The organism is Veillonella parvula (assembly GCF_032575955.1).
GTDB lineage: Bacteria > Bacillota > Negativicutes > Veillonellales > Veillonellaceae > Veillonella > Veillonella parvula_J.
Map to the genome: position 1 here is coordinate 208,461 of NZ_JAWFXN010000003.1, position 17,695 is coordinate 226,155.

Annotated in this window: 14 protein-coding genes; 2 read left to right on the forward strand and 12 right to left on the reverse strand. The window is 38.5% G+C overall.

Going from position 1 to position 17,695, the window contains the following annotated elements; genetic code table 11:
- Positions 1 to 227 precede the first annotated feature (227 nt).
- The gene (locus E7L28_RS05140; protein WP_227036791.1) at positions 228 to 1,349 is read left to right on the forward strand and encodes a 5-methyltetrahydropteroyltriglutamate--homocysteine S-methyltransferase; all 1,122 of its coding nucleotides are present in this window, start codon (positions 228 to 230) and stop codon (positions 1,347 to 1,349) included.
- The gene (msrB, locus tag E7L28_RS05145; protein WP_316691669.1) at positions 1,350 to 2,288 is read left to right on the forward strand and encodes a peptide-methionine (R)-S-oxide reductase MsrB; all 939 of its coding nucleotides are present in this window, start codon (positions 1,350 to 1,352) and stop codon (positions 2,286 to 2,288) included. It abuts the gene before it with no gap.
- 122 nt (positions 2,289 to 2,410) lie between these two features.
- On the opposite strand, the gene E7L28_RS05150 is transcribed toward msrB, so the two are convergent.
- From E7L28_RS05150 to E7L28_RS05205, 12 genes are all read right to left on the reverse strand, one after another.
- Positions 2,411 to 3,388, reverse strand: a complete 978-nt coding sequence (locus tag E7L28_RS05150) for a 3D domain-containing protein (protein ID WP_316691670.1) — start codon at positions 3,386 to 3,388, stop codon at positions 2,411 to 2,413.
- Positions 3,389 to 3,813: 425 nt separating this feature from the next.
- Positions 3,814 to 5,931: a polyphosphate kinase 1 gene (ppk1, locus tag E7L28_RS05155; RefSeq protein WP_128114301.1), complete on the reverse strand. Its 2,118-nt coding sequence runs from the start codon at positions 5,929 to 5,931 to the stop codon at positions 3,814 to 3,816.
- Positions 5,921 to 7,486, reverse strand: coding sequence for a Ppx/GppA phosphatase family protein (locus tag E7L28_RS05160; RefSeq protein WP_004697172.1), 1,566 nt, complete (start codon positions 7,484 to 7,486; stop codon positions 5,921 to 5,923). Before E7L28_RS05160 ends, ppk1 begins: the two co-directional genes overlap by 11 nt.
- Positions 7,486 to 9,033, reverse strand: a complete 1,548-nt coding sequence (gene ppx, locus E7L28_RS05165) for an exopolyphosphatase (protein ID WP_004693276.1) — start codon at positions 9,031 to 9,033, stop codon at positions 7,486 to 7,488. The genes E7L28_RS05160 and ppx overlap by 1 nt, the downstream gene beginning before the upstream one ends.
- A gap of 214 nt (positions 9,034 to 9,247) precedes the next feature.
- A complete protein-coding gene (locus E7L28_RS05170; protein WP_004693274.1) occupies positions 9,248 to 10,018 on the reverse strand; it encodes a TatD family hydrolase in 771 nt (256 codons plus the stop codon).
- Entirely contained in the window at positions 10,018 to 11,964 is a 1,947-nt protein-coding gene (gene metG / locus E7L28_RS05175) for a methionine--tRNA ligase (RefSeq protein WP_004693272.1), read from the reverse strand. Before metG ends, E7L28_RS05170 begins: the two co-directional genes overlap by 1 nt.
- A gap of 34 nt (positions 11,965 to 11,998) precedes the next feature.
- Complete coding sequence (rsmI, locus tag E7L28_RS05180) at positions 11,999 to 12,847, reverse strand: 16S rRNA (cytidine(1402)-2'-O)-methyltransferase (protein ID WP_004693269.1); 849 nt, start codon at positions 12,845 to 12,847, stop codon at positions 11,999 to 12,001.
- The gene (locus E7L28_RS05185) at positions 12,837 to 13,562 is read right to left on the reverse strand and encodes a tRNA1(Val) (adenine(37)-N6)-methyltransferase (protein ID WP_316604031.1); all 726 of its coding nucleotides are present in this window, start codon (positions 13,560 to 13,562) and stop codon (positions 12,837 to 12,839) included. Before E7L28_RS05185 ends, rsmI begins: the two co-directional genes overlap by 11 nt.
- On the reverse strand, positions 13,555 to 14,400 hold the full coding sequence (locus E7L28_RS05190; protein ID WP_004693266.1) for a PSP1 domain-containing protein: 846 nt from the start codon (positions 14,398 to 14,400) through the stop codon (positions 13,555 to 13,557). Before E7L28_RS05190 ends, E7L28_RS05185 begins: the two co-directional genes overlap by 8 nt.
- Positions 14,401 to 15,441: a DNA polymerase III subunit delta' gene (locus tag E7L28_RS05195; protein ID WP_004693263.1), complete on the reverse strand. Its 1,041-nt coding sequence runs from the start codon at positions 15,439 to 15,441 to the stop codon at positions 14,401 to 14,403.
- Between the two features lie 75 nt (positions 15,442 to 15,516).
- Positions 15,517 to 16,203 carry a dTMP kinase gene (locus E7L28_RS05200; RefSeq protein ID WP_004693261.1) on the reverse strand — a complete coding sequence of 229 codons (687 nt, stop codon included), beginning with the start codon at positions 16,201 to 16,203 and terminating at the stop codon, positions 15,517 to 15,519.
- Positions 16,204 to 16,205: 2 nt separating this feature from the next.
- Positions 16,206 to 17,687, reverse strand: a complete 1,482-nt coding sequence (locus E7L28_RS05205) for an aminotransferase class I/II-fold pyridoxal phosphate-dependent enzyme (protein ID WP_004693259.1) — start codon at positions 17,685 to 17,687, stop codon at positions 16,206 to 16,208.
- Positions 17,688 to 17,695 lie beyond the last annotated feature (8 nt).

Below are 17,695 nucleotides of genomic sequence, written 5' to 3' on the forward strand. Positions count from 1 at the left end.
AACACGATTGTTCAATTTAGTTCGATTAAATAATATATTAATAAAGCACTCTCTTTTTAGAGAGTGCTTTTCTATAGGTATAACTTATCGAGCAAAAATTTATATCAACATAGCTTTAAACTATATCAAACTTAAACATATTGATATTTTTATATATAATCATACTTCGCTATAATAAGCCTATCGAAATTATCGGTTTTACCGTTTATATAAGGAGGATTATTATTATGGCTAAACATACAGCACCATTCCACTTTGATATTGTAGGTTCTTTCCTACGTCCTGTAGAATTAAAAGAAGCTCGCGAAGCTTTCAATAACGGAAATATTACTAGAGAAGAATTAACAGCCGTTGAAGATCGTCTCATTACAGACCTCATTCAAAAACAGAAAGCGGCTGGCCTACCAGTGATTACAGATGGCGAGTTTCGCCGTGCCTATTGGCATCTAGATTTCATGTGGGGCTTTAACGGCGTAAAAGAGATTGAACTAGAACACGGTTACAAATTTGTCGGTCAAGAAACAGCGCCAGGTTCCCTCGCCCTTACTGGTAAAATTACGGGAACAAACCACCCATTCGTTGAGCATTTCAAATTTGTAAAACAATTTGAAGACGAAAATACTACGGCGCGTCAAACAATCCCAGCCCCATCCCAATTCTTAGCTGAATTATTTCGTGAGGATAACGGCATTACAACACGCTCCTTCTACCCTGATTTAAAAGAACTCATTCAAGATATTGCAGCTGCCTATCGCCAAGTGATTAAAGACCTCTATGATGCAGGTTGCCGCAACATTCAATTCGATGATTGTACTTGGGGTATGTGCTGTGATCACGCTTACTGGACAGGTCGCCAAAAAGATAAAAGCGTAACCATCGAAGGTGAAACTGCTAAATATTTACGTTTGAATAACTTGGCACTTGAAGGACGCCCTCACGACTTAGCATTTACCACACATGTATGCCGTGGCAACTATAACTCTACTTGGGCTGCTAGCGGTGGTTACGAACCTATCGCCCCTATTCTATTTGCCAAAGAGAATGTAGACGCTTATTACTTAGAGTTTGATGATGATCGTTCTGGAGGTTTTGAGCCATTGCGTGAAGTTTCTCCTAATAAGAAAGTTGTATTAGGCCTTATCACATCTAAACGCCCAGAGTTAGAAGACAAAGAAGTCATCAAAGAACGTATCAAAGAAGCGACAAAATATATCCCCCTCGAAAGACTTTGCTTATCCCCTCAATGCGGCTTTGCATCCTGTGAAATCGGCAACCAATTGACCGAGGAAGAACAATGGGCTAAACTAGCATTAGTTAAAGAAATAGCTCAAGAAGTATGGGGTGATTAAATGAATGAACATACAATATATTTAGGTGGCGGTTGTTTCTGGGGCCTTCAAGGATACATCAGAAAAATCTCCGGTGTCTTTTCTACTGAAGTAGGCTATGCTAACGGTCCTACAGAGAATCCAAGTTATGAAGATGTATGCCACAATAGTGGCCACGTAGAAGCTCTCAAGGTTACTTACGATGCTGATATACTATCTTTAGACCACTTAATTCAATATTTCCTACGCGCTATCGATCCATTTAGCGTTAATAAACAAGGTGGTGATGTAGGCATTCAATATCGTACGGGTATTTATTATACTGATCCAACAGATAAGGCCGTTATTGAAAGTACCTTAGCTCGTGCTCAAGCTTTTGAAGGCAAACCATTTGCTATCGAAGTATTGCCTTTAGAGAACTACTACTCTGCTGAGGAATATCATCAAGATTACTTAGACAAAAATCCTAATGGCTATTGTCACATTCCATTGGGGTTATCTGATGAACCACTCATCGATGATAATACATATGCTAAACCTTCCCAGGAAGATTTAGAGGCATTAACGCCACAAGAGTTTGAAGTAACTCAAAACTCTGCTACAGATGCACCTTTCAGCCATGAACTAACAGATGAGTTCAAAGCAGGTCTCTACGTAGATATCACCACTGGAGAGCCACTATTTGTATCAGCCCATAAATTCGATTCCCATTGTGGCTGGCCTAGCTTTACTAAGCCAATAGCTAAAGATGTTATCAAATATTACCAAGATAACTCACATGGTATGAATCGCATAGAAGTTCGTAGCCGCATCGGTAATGCTCATTTAGGTCATGTATTTGAAGATGGTCCTAATGGCTCTCTTCGCTACTGTATCAATGGATCAGCTTTAAGATTTATCCCTAAAGAAAAATTAAAGGGTACCAAATACGAATACTTAATTCCATATATTGAAGACTAAAAAAGGACGCCTTAATCATAAGGCGTCCTTCTACTATATCTATTATAATTGAATATTACTGAGCTAAGTAGGTCCAATAAAAAGAGGATATATCTTATAGATATACCCTCTAAATCATCATATTAGTCCAAAACGTACACTGTAACGTCTTGGCGACCAAAGTCCATAGCCTCCCCATAAGAGTCCATTACAAGGTCGATTTTGTTACCTACTATAGCACCACCTGTATCGGCAGCAATAGCTTCACCGTAACCAGGAATAAATAAACGTGTACCCAATGGAATAACATCTGGGTCTACTGCGGCAATGCCACGTACTGCAGGTAGACCCGTAGCGGTAATACCAGCACCATCACCATCGCCAGCAAGATAAGCAGATGCTTCCATTACGATAGCGCGAGATGCACGTCCTGCTACATTACGAGATGTAGTCATCTCACGAGTGCCCTCTTTAATAATTGTAGGTACCATTGCACGTTGTGTTACTTTAGATACATCATTAGTTTTAATAACTGTACCATTACTATATAGTGTTTCACGTTGTACTCGTTCTAAGCCAGGTTGACCAACTTGAACAACCTCTTCTTCGCCCTTAGCCATAGTATCATCTTTTTGACGAACCACTTCAACAGCAACTTCTTGATCTACTGTAGATAGAGAGCGGCTTGTTACTTGAGCAATTGTTATACGTGTACCACTTAAAACAGATCCATTTTCATCGCCCACTACTACATAATTAGGTGCTTTGAAACCAAGCTCATTAGCAACACCTTGAGCAGTTGTTTCTGTAGTGAATACAGCTCTTGTTTTACCATTTACAGTTACATAAACTGGAATAGCACGAACAACCGTTAAGGTTGTTCCATTTTGAACTGTAGATGAACTAGAAATAACTTTATCATTTGGATTTAACTTAACCCCAGCATCGCGTACAATGCCTTCGTTAGAATTTAAATGCGTTCTAACAGTGTGTGCTGCACCATCGACCATTACGGTAACGGTTTTATCATTATAAGAAAACCCGGTCATGGTTACAGCTGTTACAATCAATCCGGCAACAACAGACGAAATATATCGCTTGTGTGTCTTATGAATTCTCATGTTGTAATCCCTCCTGTAATGGTATTATTCTACTACAGATAGATATAACCTGTCAAACACTGTAAGTTAACAATAGGGCAAAACCCTTTATAAATACTGAATTTATAATAGTTTGTATTTTGTATTTTTTAATAAAAGTCCACTGTATGCGTACATATCGATATTTTTAAATACTATACAATATATTCCGAATTGTGTACATATATACAATACTAATACCACATATAGTATATACAGATTTTTTATTACTAAATTTGTATTTTTATGTGTTTGTCAATTGTTACCAATATTTTCTAGAATACCCAAAACTTCACTTTACCCTCATTTTTAAATGTATAAGAAAGTAAAAAAGCCCATATAATGGGCTTTTTATATGTTATGTAATTGTATTAAAATTCATTACCTAATATATTAAGGTTTCTTCATCATCTATTCATTTTTAACATCGGTTGTAACCGTTCAATGACCGTCATTGACTCTCTGTGTTCATGCTCAATAGCAGCTTTCATTAGTTCCTCTTGAGCAGATATAGGATTCTCTCGATCATTGATTTTATGATACGAACCATCTGCTCTCATAAAATGAGCTTTTAATGTATCATCTAAATATAAATCTAAAATACTTTTTACCCGTTCTTTATGGCGTTTATCTTCAATAGGAATCATAAGCTCTACACGTTCATTCAAATTTCGAGGCATCCAATCTGCACTAGATAGATACAGACTTTCATTCCCTCCATTACGGAAGTAGAACAAACGATGATGTTCAAGAAAACGGCCCACAATTGAGCGTACTGTGATATTATCACTAACACCGGCAATGCCAGGACGAAGCGTACAAATACCACGCACGATAAGATCGATACGAACTCCAGCAGAAGAAGCTTCATACAACTTAGCAATGACCTTTTTATCGAGCAGAGAATTCATCTTACCAATGATATAGGCTTCTTCCCCATTCTTAGCAAACTCGATTTCACGGTCAATAAGTTCCATAATTTTTTCACGTAAATTTAAAGGCGCTACAATAAACTTATTCCAAATTGGTGGGTCAGAATATCCAGAAATCAAGTTAAAGAAACGTGACGCATCATCGCCATACTCATCATTACAAGTAAATATACCACAATCAGTATACATGCGAGCTGTTTTACCATTATAGTTTCCCGTTGCTAGATGGACATACCGCCTAATACCATCCGTTTCCCGGCGTACCACCATAGTAATTTTAGAGTGTGTCTTAAGACCTTTTAAACCATAAATAACATGACATCCCGCTTTTTCGAGTCGACGAGCCATATGAATATTGTTTTCTTCATCAAATCGCGCCTTAACCTCCATAAGGACGGTTACTTGTTTCCCATTATCTGCCGCTTTTATTAAGGACGCAATAATCGGAGAATCCCCACTAACGCGATATAATGTTTGTTTAATGGCCAATACATCAGGATCTATAGCTGCTTGTGCAATAAATTGCTCAACCACTGCAAAAGATTCAAAGGGATGATGAACAAAAAGATCTTGCTTACCAATAATAGAAAATAAGCTATCACCTTCATAATCAACTAATTCACTAGGAATCTTAGGATCAAACGGTTCATATCGGAGCTTATCATAACCTGGATAATTACAGAAATCAAAATACATACGGCAATCCAAATGTCCATCAATGCGATATACGTCCTTTTGCTCTAATTCTACACTTGTAAGGACAAAGTCTAATAAGTGATCCTTTATCTCTCCACAAACTTCAAGACGTACCGCATCACCACGACGGCGACGCCGCAAGGATGCCTCTACTTCAGATAGCAAATCTGTTGCTTCTTCCTCATCTATTTCAAGGTCTGCATCACGAGTAATACGGAAAACCATATAATCTTCAATACCATAACCTTGGAAAAATTGATTTGCATAATAAGTAATGACATCTTCTAGATAAACAAATCGATGTTCCTTATTACCACGGCTTGGAACTTCAATGATTCGATCTAATACAGATGGTATTGGCAAGATAGCAATCTTGTAATCCTTAGTCCCATCCTCTTGTATTTGAAAGATACGTACAATTGCATTAATGGTATGATTTGTTAAAAATGGAAATGGATGCCCCGAGTCAACAGCCAATGGTGTTACTACGGGGTATATATGTTCCTCAAAATAATGGCGTAGCCAAGCTTTTGTTTTTACATCTAGTGTATCAGGATGGGTAAAGAAAAAGCCATGAGCCTCTAGTTCAGTCAGTACATTATTTAAATACGTGCTTTGCATGGAAACAAGACGTTGTACAGATTCATCAATCGCCTTTAATTGTGCTTTTGCATCCATATGGGCTGCATCATATTTAACAATGCCATTCACAACTTGATGACGTAAGCCAGCCACTCGAATCATAAAAAACTCATCTAAATTAGAACTAGCAATAGCAATAAAACGCAACCGCTCCAACAGCGGAGTATTTGGATCTATGGACTCTAATAGTACACGCTGATTAAATTTTAGCCAAGATAATTCACGATTAAAATAATATTTAGCATTACTGAACATGGCGGTCACCTCCTCTTACAAGCATAAGTTCCATACCAAATACTTCTGTAAAATATTCAGCATCTCGATTAAACGTCCACCATTCTAGAGAAATATCCTCATTAGTGCGACAGAATACATACAATACATTATCGCGCTCTTCCAATATAACATCTGAGATTTTTTGGTTACTCCCTGCGTCGAGAGCACAGGCCACACGAATGATAGCTACTAACTTTGTAACCTGAATCTTTTGTAATTCTGTTAAGGAATTAAAATATGTATCATCATCAGATGGAGTTCCCTTATAGTGATAAAATACGACATTTGCAACTACTTGTTTTTCTTCTTCTGAAAGCCCAAAAATATCTGTGCCCATCACAATATGATACGCATGCTCTCCATGGTTTCGTAAATTAACAAACTTGCCTACAGAACACAATATAGCTGCAATGCGGCATAAGTAACCCCACCGCTCCGGTAAACCTTTATGGCGTAATGTTTTACAAAATAAAGAACTGAAACGTTCCACCTCAGCATCATGAATGCTGTCTGTATGATATCTAGCGGCAACAGCACGAGCTAATTGAGCATTTTGCTCACGCAATTGGTACATAAAGGGATTATTTTCCGCCTCAACGCCATAGAACCAGCTTATTCCTTGAGAGAAGGAGAAGCTACTAAAAATCAACGATTTAGGCTCTATAGCTGTTATAATTTCATTAAATAAAATCATAGTAGGCATCAAAATATTCGCCTTATATTCAGGTAGTTTATATCGATTGATCAACTTAGTGGCTGTTACACCATCAAAGGATTTGATGAAGCCCTTAAAACGTTCTGGTTCAATTGTAATAATATCGTCCTTATTACTGCCATCTCCCATGAGACGCGCCATATATTGAGCTTCATCGCCTGATAAAATAACACTATTAATATTGAAGGTCTTAAGCTCCTCCCGTAATGGGCCTATCATGCGATGTAAATACTCAGTAATAGCCATTGGAAACGATGTAGAGGAACGTTGGTTGCGATTAAAAGATTCCATAACACGTAATGACCCGCTATGCATATTGCGCTGGAATAATAAGCTTTCACCACGCCAAACGGTTAAACCTACACCACCAGAAGTAATATCAAGGAATAATGTTGCCTTTGTAGGATCCGTCAAGCGGTACTGATTAGTCATCTTGTAGTATAGTAAGGCATATTTGTAATACACCTCTTTAGGCATGTCGATAACCTCAACACGCATACCTGTTTGAATATAAATTTGGTCCAGAATACTACGACGATTAGCGGCTTCACGTATTACAGTAGTACCATATAATCTAGAGCGACTCACACCGTAATCAGCCATTAATTGTTTATATCCCTTTAATATATGACAAATTTCCTCAATCGTTTCAAAACTTAAACGAGAGGTTTGGAATAATTCTTCCCCAAAGGTTACCTCCCTAGCTGCATAATCTATAACGCGTACATCATCGATGCCCTTGTATTCTAAAATAGTAATACTCATGCTACTGGAGCCTACATGTAGCACTGCATATCGTAACGCTTTTGGTAATGCCATTATGCCTCCTTACGAGCTTCCTTCCACTCTATTTCTAATGTTTTCTTGAATTCTTTTTTAAAAGATTTTCCTAATTTCTCTACAGCCGCTTTTGTGACACTTATATCGCGACCGTTCAAATAGGTTACTACTAATTGTACACTAGTATATTTTAGATTCACGGATAAATGGCGAATGAATTGTTCATGACTTTCATCAAGAGCTTCAGCCAAGGCTAGAATAATAGATATTTTTTGTCCCAACAAACGCTGTTCTTGATCTAACAATTTACCGTATAAGAAGTTTTTATACTCTTTTGGCGTCAAACCATGAGAGTTCATAACAAGGAACGCGCTAAAAGCTTGTTCAATATGGGAAAGCCCATATAAATTACTATTGACAAGCATATAACAGCCATGTCGGGCATGACTATAATAATTAATCCGTTTACCAATATCATGTAATAAGCTAGCCGCAATCAAACAACGTCTTGTATTTTTATCAGCTCTATGAAGTGGTTCTAATTCATCATACAGTTTAATAGCTAAATCTGTAATATATTTAGCATGAACTAACTCATGTTTAGTCATACCTAATAATACATTCTCTGCAGAATGTACTAAAATATCATCAATAATAGAGTTACCACCTAAGTAGTGCGCTCCATAATAGTCGTAAAATAAACCTTCTCGCAAACCACAACCACCAACAACGAGTGTTTTAGTATTTACGTAGTTAAATAATTCTTCTACGATAGTGAGACCTGCAATAATGATATCAGCGCGCTCCGATGATAAACCACTAATCTTTTTGCGCTCCTCTAGAGTTTTGCCTTTTACTTCTTCCAAAATTTCATGGAATCTATGATATGGAATTTCATAATTATGTAGCTTTGTAATAGGATAAGATAACTTGCGTTGATCCATTTTAGCAATATTACGAGCAGTGCCACCGATACCAAGAAGCGGTAATTTCACATTGCGAAGCCATGTATGTTCCTTAATCGTTTTCTTTACAACTTTCGTCAGTTTATCAAGTTCTTTAGGAGTATATTCATCCCCTTTTTGATAGGTACCTGTTAAGGTAAGGGCCCCTATCGGCAAGCTCACCGATTTTGTAATATGACGATTTCGTACAAGGGTTATCTCGGTACTGGCACCACCTAAATCAAAAATAATAAAATCCTTAAGTCCAATGGTATTGATAACGCCAAGAAACCCCAGGCGAGCCTCTTCTTCACCAGCAATACATTCTAAATCCAAACCCGTTCGTTCTTTTACGGATTTAATAAAAGCATCCCCATTTTTAGCCAAACGTACTGCTGCGGTAGCAACAGCTTTAATCGTATTTGCCTCCATTGCATCAGCCATGTGTACAAAACCTTTTAGAGCACGCAAAGAGCGTTCCATAGCTTCTTTGGTCAGTTCGTGAGTTCCCCACATATTCTCACTGAGACGTACACTTTCTTTCTCTTGATATATCAGTCGATAACTACCAGTCTTAGAAATTTCATATATGACAAAACGAACTGAGTTCGAGCCTAAATCTATAAATGCAATACGTTTCATGTTGCTATCCTCATCTTACTTCTGTTCAGTCTGAATATACTTTAGTATACCATAGAAAAACGCGATTCTCACCGCTAAGGGAGAACCGCGTTTTATAATTTATAATTCTAATTTAGTTTTATCATGTATTCTAATACTTTGTACGCAAAAACTTAGTAATTAAAGCCAAACAGATATTTTATTCGCTAATTATCTTATGAACTAGTTTCTACATTTACTCGATACCAAATACTCGTTTACCATTATTAAAAGCAATTTCACAAAACTCATCTACATCGAGCCCTTTAAGGCTTGCAATTTCTTCTGCCACAAACTGAGTTTTACTTGGATCATTACGACGGCCTCTAAATGGTGGTGGTGTCAAATACGGTGAATCGGTTTCAATAAGTATTCGTTCTAATGGCACTTGTCTTGCCACTTCCTTAAGATTTGTAGACTTAGGAAATACTACAGGACCTGCAAAGGAAATATAAAAGCCCATTTTAATGGCTTCTTTTGCCATCTCCCAGCTACCAGAATAGCAATGGAAAATGCCCCAGTTATCCTTCCCTTCATTGCGCAAGATATTCATAATATCACCATGTGCATCGCGGTCATGGATAATAATTGGGAGATCTACTTCACGAGCAAGCTCTAACTGACGAATAAATACGCGTTTTTGTGTTTCACGGTCAGAAAAATCATAGTAATAATCTAGTCCAATTTCACCAATAGCACGTACCTTATCATTGTTAAGAGCTTGTTCCTTATAAAACTCGTAGTCTTCTTCTGTAAAGTCCTTTGATTCATGGGGATGAGTCCCTACAGCCGCATATAATTGATCGTACTGTTTAGCCAAAGCTAAACCAGACTCAACGGTACCTCTGTCAACACCAGGAATCATAATATATTCTACACCTGTATCAAAGCAGGCTTGTAACATCTCATTACGATCATTATCAAAGCGCCCATCATTCACATGAGCATGTGTATCAAAAAGTTTCATTATTTAACCACACTTCCTGCCGGTAATGATTCGATATTTGTTACCTCTAAATGTTCTTCCCAATCAGAGGCGGACAAAATCATACCATAAGACTCAATGCCCATCATCTTTTTAGGAGCCAAGTTAGACAAATAAATTACCTTTTTACCAACCATAGCCTCCGGTTCATAATATTGGGAAATGCCACTTAATACTGTGCGTTCTTCAATACCGATATCCAATACAAATTTCAACAACTTCTTGGACTTAGGCACCTTTTCACAGCTTATAACTTTAGCTACACGAAGATCGAGTTTCTCAAAGTCATCATAGGTAATATTTTCTTTTAATGGTGGAATATTAGATGTATCTATAGCTTCTTCAACTTCTTCTGTAACAACTACATCTACCATTTCAGGAACTTCAAAACGTGGATAGATAGGCTCACCTTTTACAACTTTAGTACCTGTTGCCAATAATCCCCAAGTTTTAGCATCTTCCAACGTAGCCGCTTCAAAACCTGTAAGCCCTAATTGTTCCCAGATTTTTGGAGCTCCTACAGGAATTACAGGACTTACTAAGATGGCAATGATACGCAATGCCTCTGCCAAGTGATACATAGCAGATTGCAAGCGCGCTTTATCATGAGCATCTTCAGATTTAGCCAATACCCAAGGCATTGTTTCATCAATGTATTTATTCATGCGACCAATGAAGGACCATACAGTTTTGATAGCTTTATTAAGCTCCATATTTTCCATCGCCGCTTCAAAATCTTTTGCAGTTTGAACGGCTAATGTAGATACATCACGATCCAAATCATCCATATCATCGCATTTTGTAATCACACCACCATGGTATTTTTCAATCATCGCAATAGTACGGTTTAATAAGTTACCTAAATCATTAGATAAATCTGCATTAATTTTTGTAACGAAGTTAGGTAACGTAAAGTTGCCGTCATTACCTAACGTAATCTCGCTTAATAAGTAATAACGCAAAGAATCTGCACCATATGTATCAATCAATGGGATTGGATCGATTACGTTCCCCAAGGATTTACTCATCTTTGTGCCATCTACAATCATCCAGCCGTGTCCAAATACCTTTTTTGGTAATGGCAACTCAAGGCTCATGAGCATCATAGGCCAAATAATAGTATGGAAACGTACGATTTCCTTACCTACTAAATGGAGATCTGCAGGCCAGTATTTTTTATATAGTTCACCATCACCATCAAATGGAGAGAGTGCACTAATATAGTTCACTAATGCATCGAACCAAACATATACTACATGTTTAGGATCAAATGGAACCTTGATTCCCCAATCAAAGGATGTACGAGACACCGCCAAGTCTTCTAGACCTTGATTTACAAATTGAATCATCTCATTACGCCGAGATTCAGGCTGAATAAAGTCAGGATTCTCTTCAATAAACTTAAGCCATTGATCCGTATATTTACCGAGTTTGAAGAAATAACTTTCCTCTTTAACACGCTCTACAGGGCGACCGCAATCCGGACAAGTATGATTAGGTCCTAGCTTCTGCTCTGTCCAAAAAGTTTCGTCCGGTGTACAATACCAGCCTTCATATTCGGCTTTGTAAATATCGCCCTTCTCATAAGCTTTTGTAAATAACGCTTGAACAACCTTTTCATGACGTTCATCGGTAGTCCGAATAAAATCGTCATTGGAAATATGCATTTTTTCCCACAATGCTTTAAAACCATTTACAATATTTGTAGTATATTCAAGAGGAGTAATGCCTTGTGCTTCTGCAGCACGTTGGATCTTTTGGCCATGTTCATCTGAACCAGTCAAAAAACGTACATCATATCCTGCTAATCGTTTAAAACGTGCGATTGTATCGGCTACAGATGTACAATACGTATGACCAATGTGCAACTTAGCACTTGGATAATAAATAGGTGTCGTAATATAATACGTTTTCTTTGTGTCTCCCATGATGAGCCTCCTTCTAACCTTCGAATGGGAAGGTTTAACGTTCTACAATATTATATACATCCCGGCGGGAAACGTTAAAACGCTTTGCCACCTGGCGAATAGCTTCTTTTTTAGGTACCCCTGTATCTACAAGGGCTTGCACAGCATCTTCATAAGATACTGGTTTATCCAACACTTCACTAGTATCAGACTCCACTGTATCAGCACCGCCTACGATAAGGACGAATTCACCTTTATAGGTGAGCTGTTCTAAATCCTTTATAAGGCTTTCTAGATCGGTGCGTACGAAGGTTTCAAACTTCTTCGTCAGTTCCCTTACCACCGTTATAGAGCGATTACCAAAGACTTCATACATATCTTGTAAAACCTCTTGTAATCGATGCGGGGCTTCGTAAAACAGCAAAGTTCCCATCACTTGTGAAAGTCTTTTTAATTCTTCAATACGATGTTTCCCCCGTTTAGGCAAGAACCCTACAAAGGTAAAGGATTTAGTATCTAAACCTGATGCAATAAGTGCTGTTAACGCCGCATTGGCTCCTGGTAATGGAACTACAGTTATGCCTTCTTCAATGGCCTTTGTTACAAGGTCTGCCCCTGGATCAGAAATAGCAGGCATACCCGCATCACTAACGCAAGCAATAGACTGACCTTCTAACAAAAGCTCCATAATATAAGCACCTTTTTCCTCCTTATTATGTTCATGATAAGAAATCAAAGGCTTTTTAATATCAAAATGTTTTAACAATATGCCCGTATGACGCGTATCCTCAGCCGCAATAGCATCTACCTCACCCAAAATACGAACAGATCGATACGTCATATCTTCTAAATTACCAATCGGTGTAGGCACCAAGTATAAGGTGCCCCATTCATTATCGTTCATACCAAGAGGACACCTCCTTCGTGTACACATTCGTTTTTTTGTAAACGATGAGTGGTGGCTCAAGTACAAGACCTGCCTGACCTTGAAAAATAGACTCTATCAAAACTAATTTTGCTGGTTTATCTAGCATACCATGAACAAACCGAATTCGTTTTGCTTGGAAGTTAAACTTTTCTAGTTCATGTAATACATATTGCAAGCGACTAGCACTATAAATCATCCACAAGCGACCTTTACATTTAATAAAGGAGTGTACCGATTTCAGAACATCACATAAAGTTGTATGTCCATCATGAAGTGCTAAAGTACGCTCTTCAGATGTAGGCTTTGCACCGCTTTCACAATCATAAAAAGGGGGATTAACAATAACACCATCAAAAGGCTTATCTTGTATATCGCGATATGTCATATGTCGATAATCGCCACATAATATATTTACCACATCTTGTTTACGATTATGTTCTACGCTACGCTTAGCCAACTCAACGAGAGTTTCATTAATTTCTATACCTGTAATATGACCTGCCCCTAATGACGTACCTATAAGCGGCATAACCCCTGACCCCGTTCCAAGATCAACATAGGTATGACGACCATTAAAACGACAAAAATGAATGAGTGCTATGGCGTCAAAGGAAAAGCGAAACATATCAGAACGCTGATAAATCTGTAAGCCATCGATAATTAAATCATCAAGTCGTTCTTGATCATTCATCAGGCAATGCCACCTCGGACCATTTCAAATCGATAGTACAGCCCGCTTCGAGCTGTACCTTTACAGTATGTTTATGATGATTTACCTTTAAAACTTTACCAATACCTTCATCGGTAACAACCTCCTTACCAATGCCAGGAGGTGCTATATCTTGAGGAGATTGAGGGCGTTCCTTCTTCACATATAGGTCGCCACCTTTTTTATATAAATCATCTTCGTAGTTAAGGCAACACATCAATCGACCACATACACCAGAAATCTTCGTAGGATTTAAGCTCAAATTTTGATCCTTTGCCATGCGAATCGATACAGGCGTAAAGTCACCTAAGAAATTTGAACAACACAAAGGTCGACCACAAGCACCAATACCATTTAGTACTTTAGCCTCATCACGGACACCCACTTGGCGTAACTCGATGCGCGTTCTAAATATAGTTGCCAAATCTTTAACGAGCTCACGGAAGTCAATACGGCCATCTGCAGTAAAGAAGAATATAATCTTATTCATATCAAATGTGTATTCCACATTGATAAGTTTCATCGGTAACTTGCGTTTTTCAATTTTTTCGAGACAAATTTCAAAGGCTTTTTCTTCGCGCTCTTTATTCTTCTCAATTTGTTTCAAATCCTTAGAAGTTGCCTGTCTAATAACAGGTTTCACAGGGGCAACAACAGAATCTTCAAAGACCTCTTTGGGTCCAATCACAACCGTGCCGTATTCTACACCACGTGCTGTTTCAACGATAACCCCATCCCCAACGGATAGTTCTAATTGTTCAGGCTGAAAATAATAAATCTTTCCCGCCTTTTTAAAGCGTACGCCAACTATGGTTAGCATTTAATCCTCCTCCCGAGCATCATGAAGGGCGATACTAAGACCGTCCACCACGAGAGCGGTTTTTATATGTAAGCGCAAAGCCCGTTCTGCTTGCAATGTTTCGGTAATAACCTTAGCCAATGCTTGCATGGACCAGCGCGGTAATAATCGTAATAATTGAGTTTTGTACATAGGTACTTGTAATTGCGTATCTTGAGCACCCATTTTAATAGCCATCATATCTCTACTTACAAGGCGTAGCCAGTGCATCAATTCCGCTAGGCTTTCACGAGATAAGCTTTCACAAGCTAAGGAAATCATAGTAAACCATCGCGTTTCAAAAGCTAATATGTCCATCACCTTAACGGCTAACTCTAGCATTTCAATGCAATCTTGTGTCGCCAGTTTTTCCACCAATTGTGGATTACCATGACCAGCTAACAAAGCCTGTTCTATATCACCGGTAATTCCACGCGCTACAAAAGCGGTGCGAATCGTATCTACATCAACACTGTTAAAACCAACGCCCATACATCTAGAAATGATGGTAGGCAATACGGTGTTAATCTTGTTCGTAATAATGATGAAGTACACCTGTTCGGGCGGTTCCTCAATGGTTTTTAGCATAGAATTTGCCATGACTGCATTGGCTGTGTGAAAGTCCTCCACAATGACAACGCGGTTCCCATTGCCCGCCACAGACAGATGATCTTGTAATAATGAATACCACTGCTCTACCTTTAAGGTTGTTTTCATAGGGCGAATCCAAAAGGCATCACCCTTATCCATATAGATAGGTAATCCTTCGGCTTCGATACGTTTTTCCGTATCCCCATTTGCTAAACGGGCTTCCTTAACCTCTGCTAAATAAGATTCCCCCTTAGGTTGAGAGAATACTTGACGCCCTAGTAATAAAGATGCTAGGCCTATGGCCATATCTAGCTTGCCAAGACCAGATTCGCCATAAAACAAGAGACTATGAGGTAATGCATTACGACTTACAAGTTCAGATAGGTGTGCCTTAATCGAATCTTGACCAATTATAGAATCAAAATATGTCATAGCGCCTCCTATCAATACATGCTCAATATTAATATTATATAGGAAAAAGGCGACTTTTAAAAGAGTCGCCTTTTTCTAAGGTAGTAGATTTTCTACTACACTATATACATCATTATGAATTTCTTCAATAGTACGCAACGTATACTGACTAGACTTAGCTTTATAAGCACAAGGTATGCGGTGCCATTGATAACGCTTTACTAATTCTTCATACGCACCGTGAACGGCTACTAAATATGCATGATTTCCTTCGTGAATATCACCAGTATTGCCTCCTGTTTTACCAGTGCGCTCCGCCATAAGGGCTTCGCTCACTTCAAGGGGCATATCTAAAAGGCATACCGCATCAGGTTTAGGCAAGCCAAATTTTTGGAACTCAAAATCTTCAAGCCAATCTAAAAATGCAGTGCGTTCCTTCGGATTATCGTATTTTACCATTTGGTGCACCATGTTAGACGTTGTATAACGATCTGCAATGATGATTCCCCCATTTTTGTAAAACTGTTCCCAATCAGTTCTAAAGGAAGCAAATCGATCGATAGCGTACATGGAGCTTGCCACATAAGGATTTACATCATGTACATTCTTACCAAATTCACCAGCTAAATACATTTTAATAGGCATAGCGGCGCCGCTATCATAGTTTGGAAAGCTCACAGACTTAACGGCATGCCCTTCTTTGGTCAAGCGTTCTACTAAGAGTTTAGTTTGTGTAGCCTTACCGCTGCCGTCTCCGCCTTCTAATATAATCAAAGTCCCCATAATTACTCCTGTAACACCCAAATTGTTTCCAATGTCATATCATCAGACCCATTAGGTACATAACCTAGAGCCTTTCGATTCTCTATATATTGTAACACAGAGGCACTAATCTCTTCACCTACTGCTACACAGGGAATCCCCGGTGGATAATAAGCAATTGTCTCCCCTGCAATACGATGAAGTGCTTCTTTTAACGGTATTTGCTCACGATTTGCATACATAGCATTACGAGGGGTTATGCGCACAATAGGCGCTGGCAGCAGCGCAGAATCTTTACTAATGTCTTGCAATTGCTCTTCCTCTGTATTATTAAATTCTTTAAATGTACGTAACACCTTTTCACTTACAGCTTGTACAGCCTTAATAAGAGCAGTTACAGACTCGTTTGTATCACCTATGGTAATAAGCACTAACACATGATTTGCCTGTACTAACTCCACTTCGATACGATGATTGCGCAATAAATGTTCAAATTCTACACCTGTTAAACCTAAGCCTTTTGCATCAATCAGCACCTTAGTACAATCATAATTTATTACCCGCTCTTGAATATCTGTATATTCCATAGTAGCAATACCAGAAATTTTATTGAGTTCCTCACGTAAGTACATACTCAACTCTACTGCACGACTTACTAAATCATTACCTGCTGTGGCTAATTGATGGCGCGCCATATCTAAGGAAGCAAGGAAAATATAGTTTGGACTCGTACTTTGTAGCATTTGATGCATTTGCGTAATACGCCGCTTATCAATTTTTTTACCTTGCCCTAATAGCCAAGATGTTTGTGTCAAAGAGCCAACAGATTTATGTGTACTTTGAGCCACCAAATCTGCTCCAGCCTCTATAGCCTCTATAGGTAAACTTTCAGAGAACGGCAAATGAGGCCCATGAGCTTCATCAACAAGTACAATAAGTCCCCGCTTATGAGCCTCTTGTATGATATTAACAATATCTATGCCCACGCCATAATAGTTTGGATAAATTAAAAGAATCGCCTTTGCCTCTGGATGTGCATCCATTGATTTGATAGCATTTTCTAATGATACACCTAGTGGAATTCCCCAGCGTTCATCAAAATCACAGTCCATATATACTGGTTTGGCTCCTGAGAGGACAAGCCCACTAATAACGGAACGATGTGCTTCTCGAGGAATGATAATGATTTCATCAGGCCCTACAGTCCCCATGATCATGGCTTCGATCAAAGCTGTAGTACCATTAATAGAAAACCAACAACAATCAGCTCCATATAATTCGGCTGTTAAGTCTTGCGCTTCTTTTAATTCCCGTTCAGGTTCATGTAAATCATCTAAAGCATACATAACACCTAAGTCATAGGATAACGCTGGCCCCATCCAATTCTTTAACAGTTGAGGTGCTTCAACACCTATCTTATGACCTGGCGTATGAAAGGGCACAAAATGTTGTTCTTTATATGATTCTAAAGCCTCTACAAAAGGCATTTTTTCTTGATTACTCATATGTACCT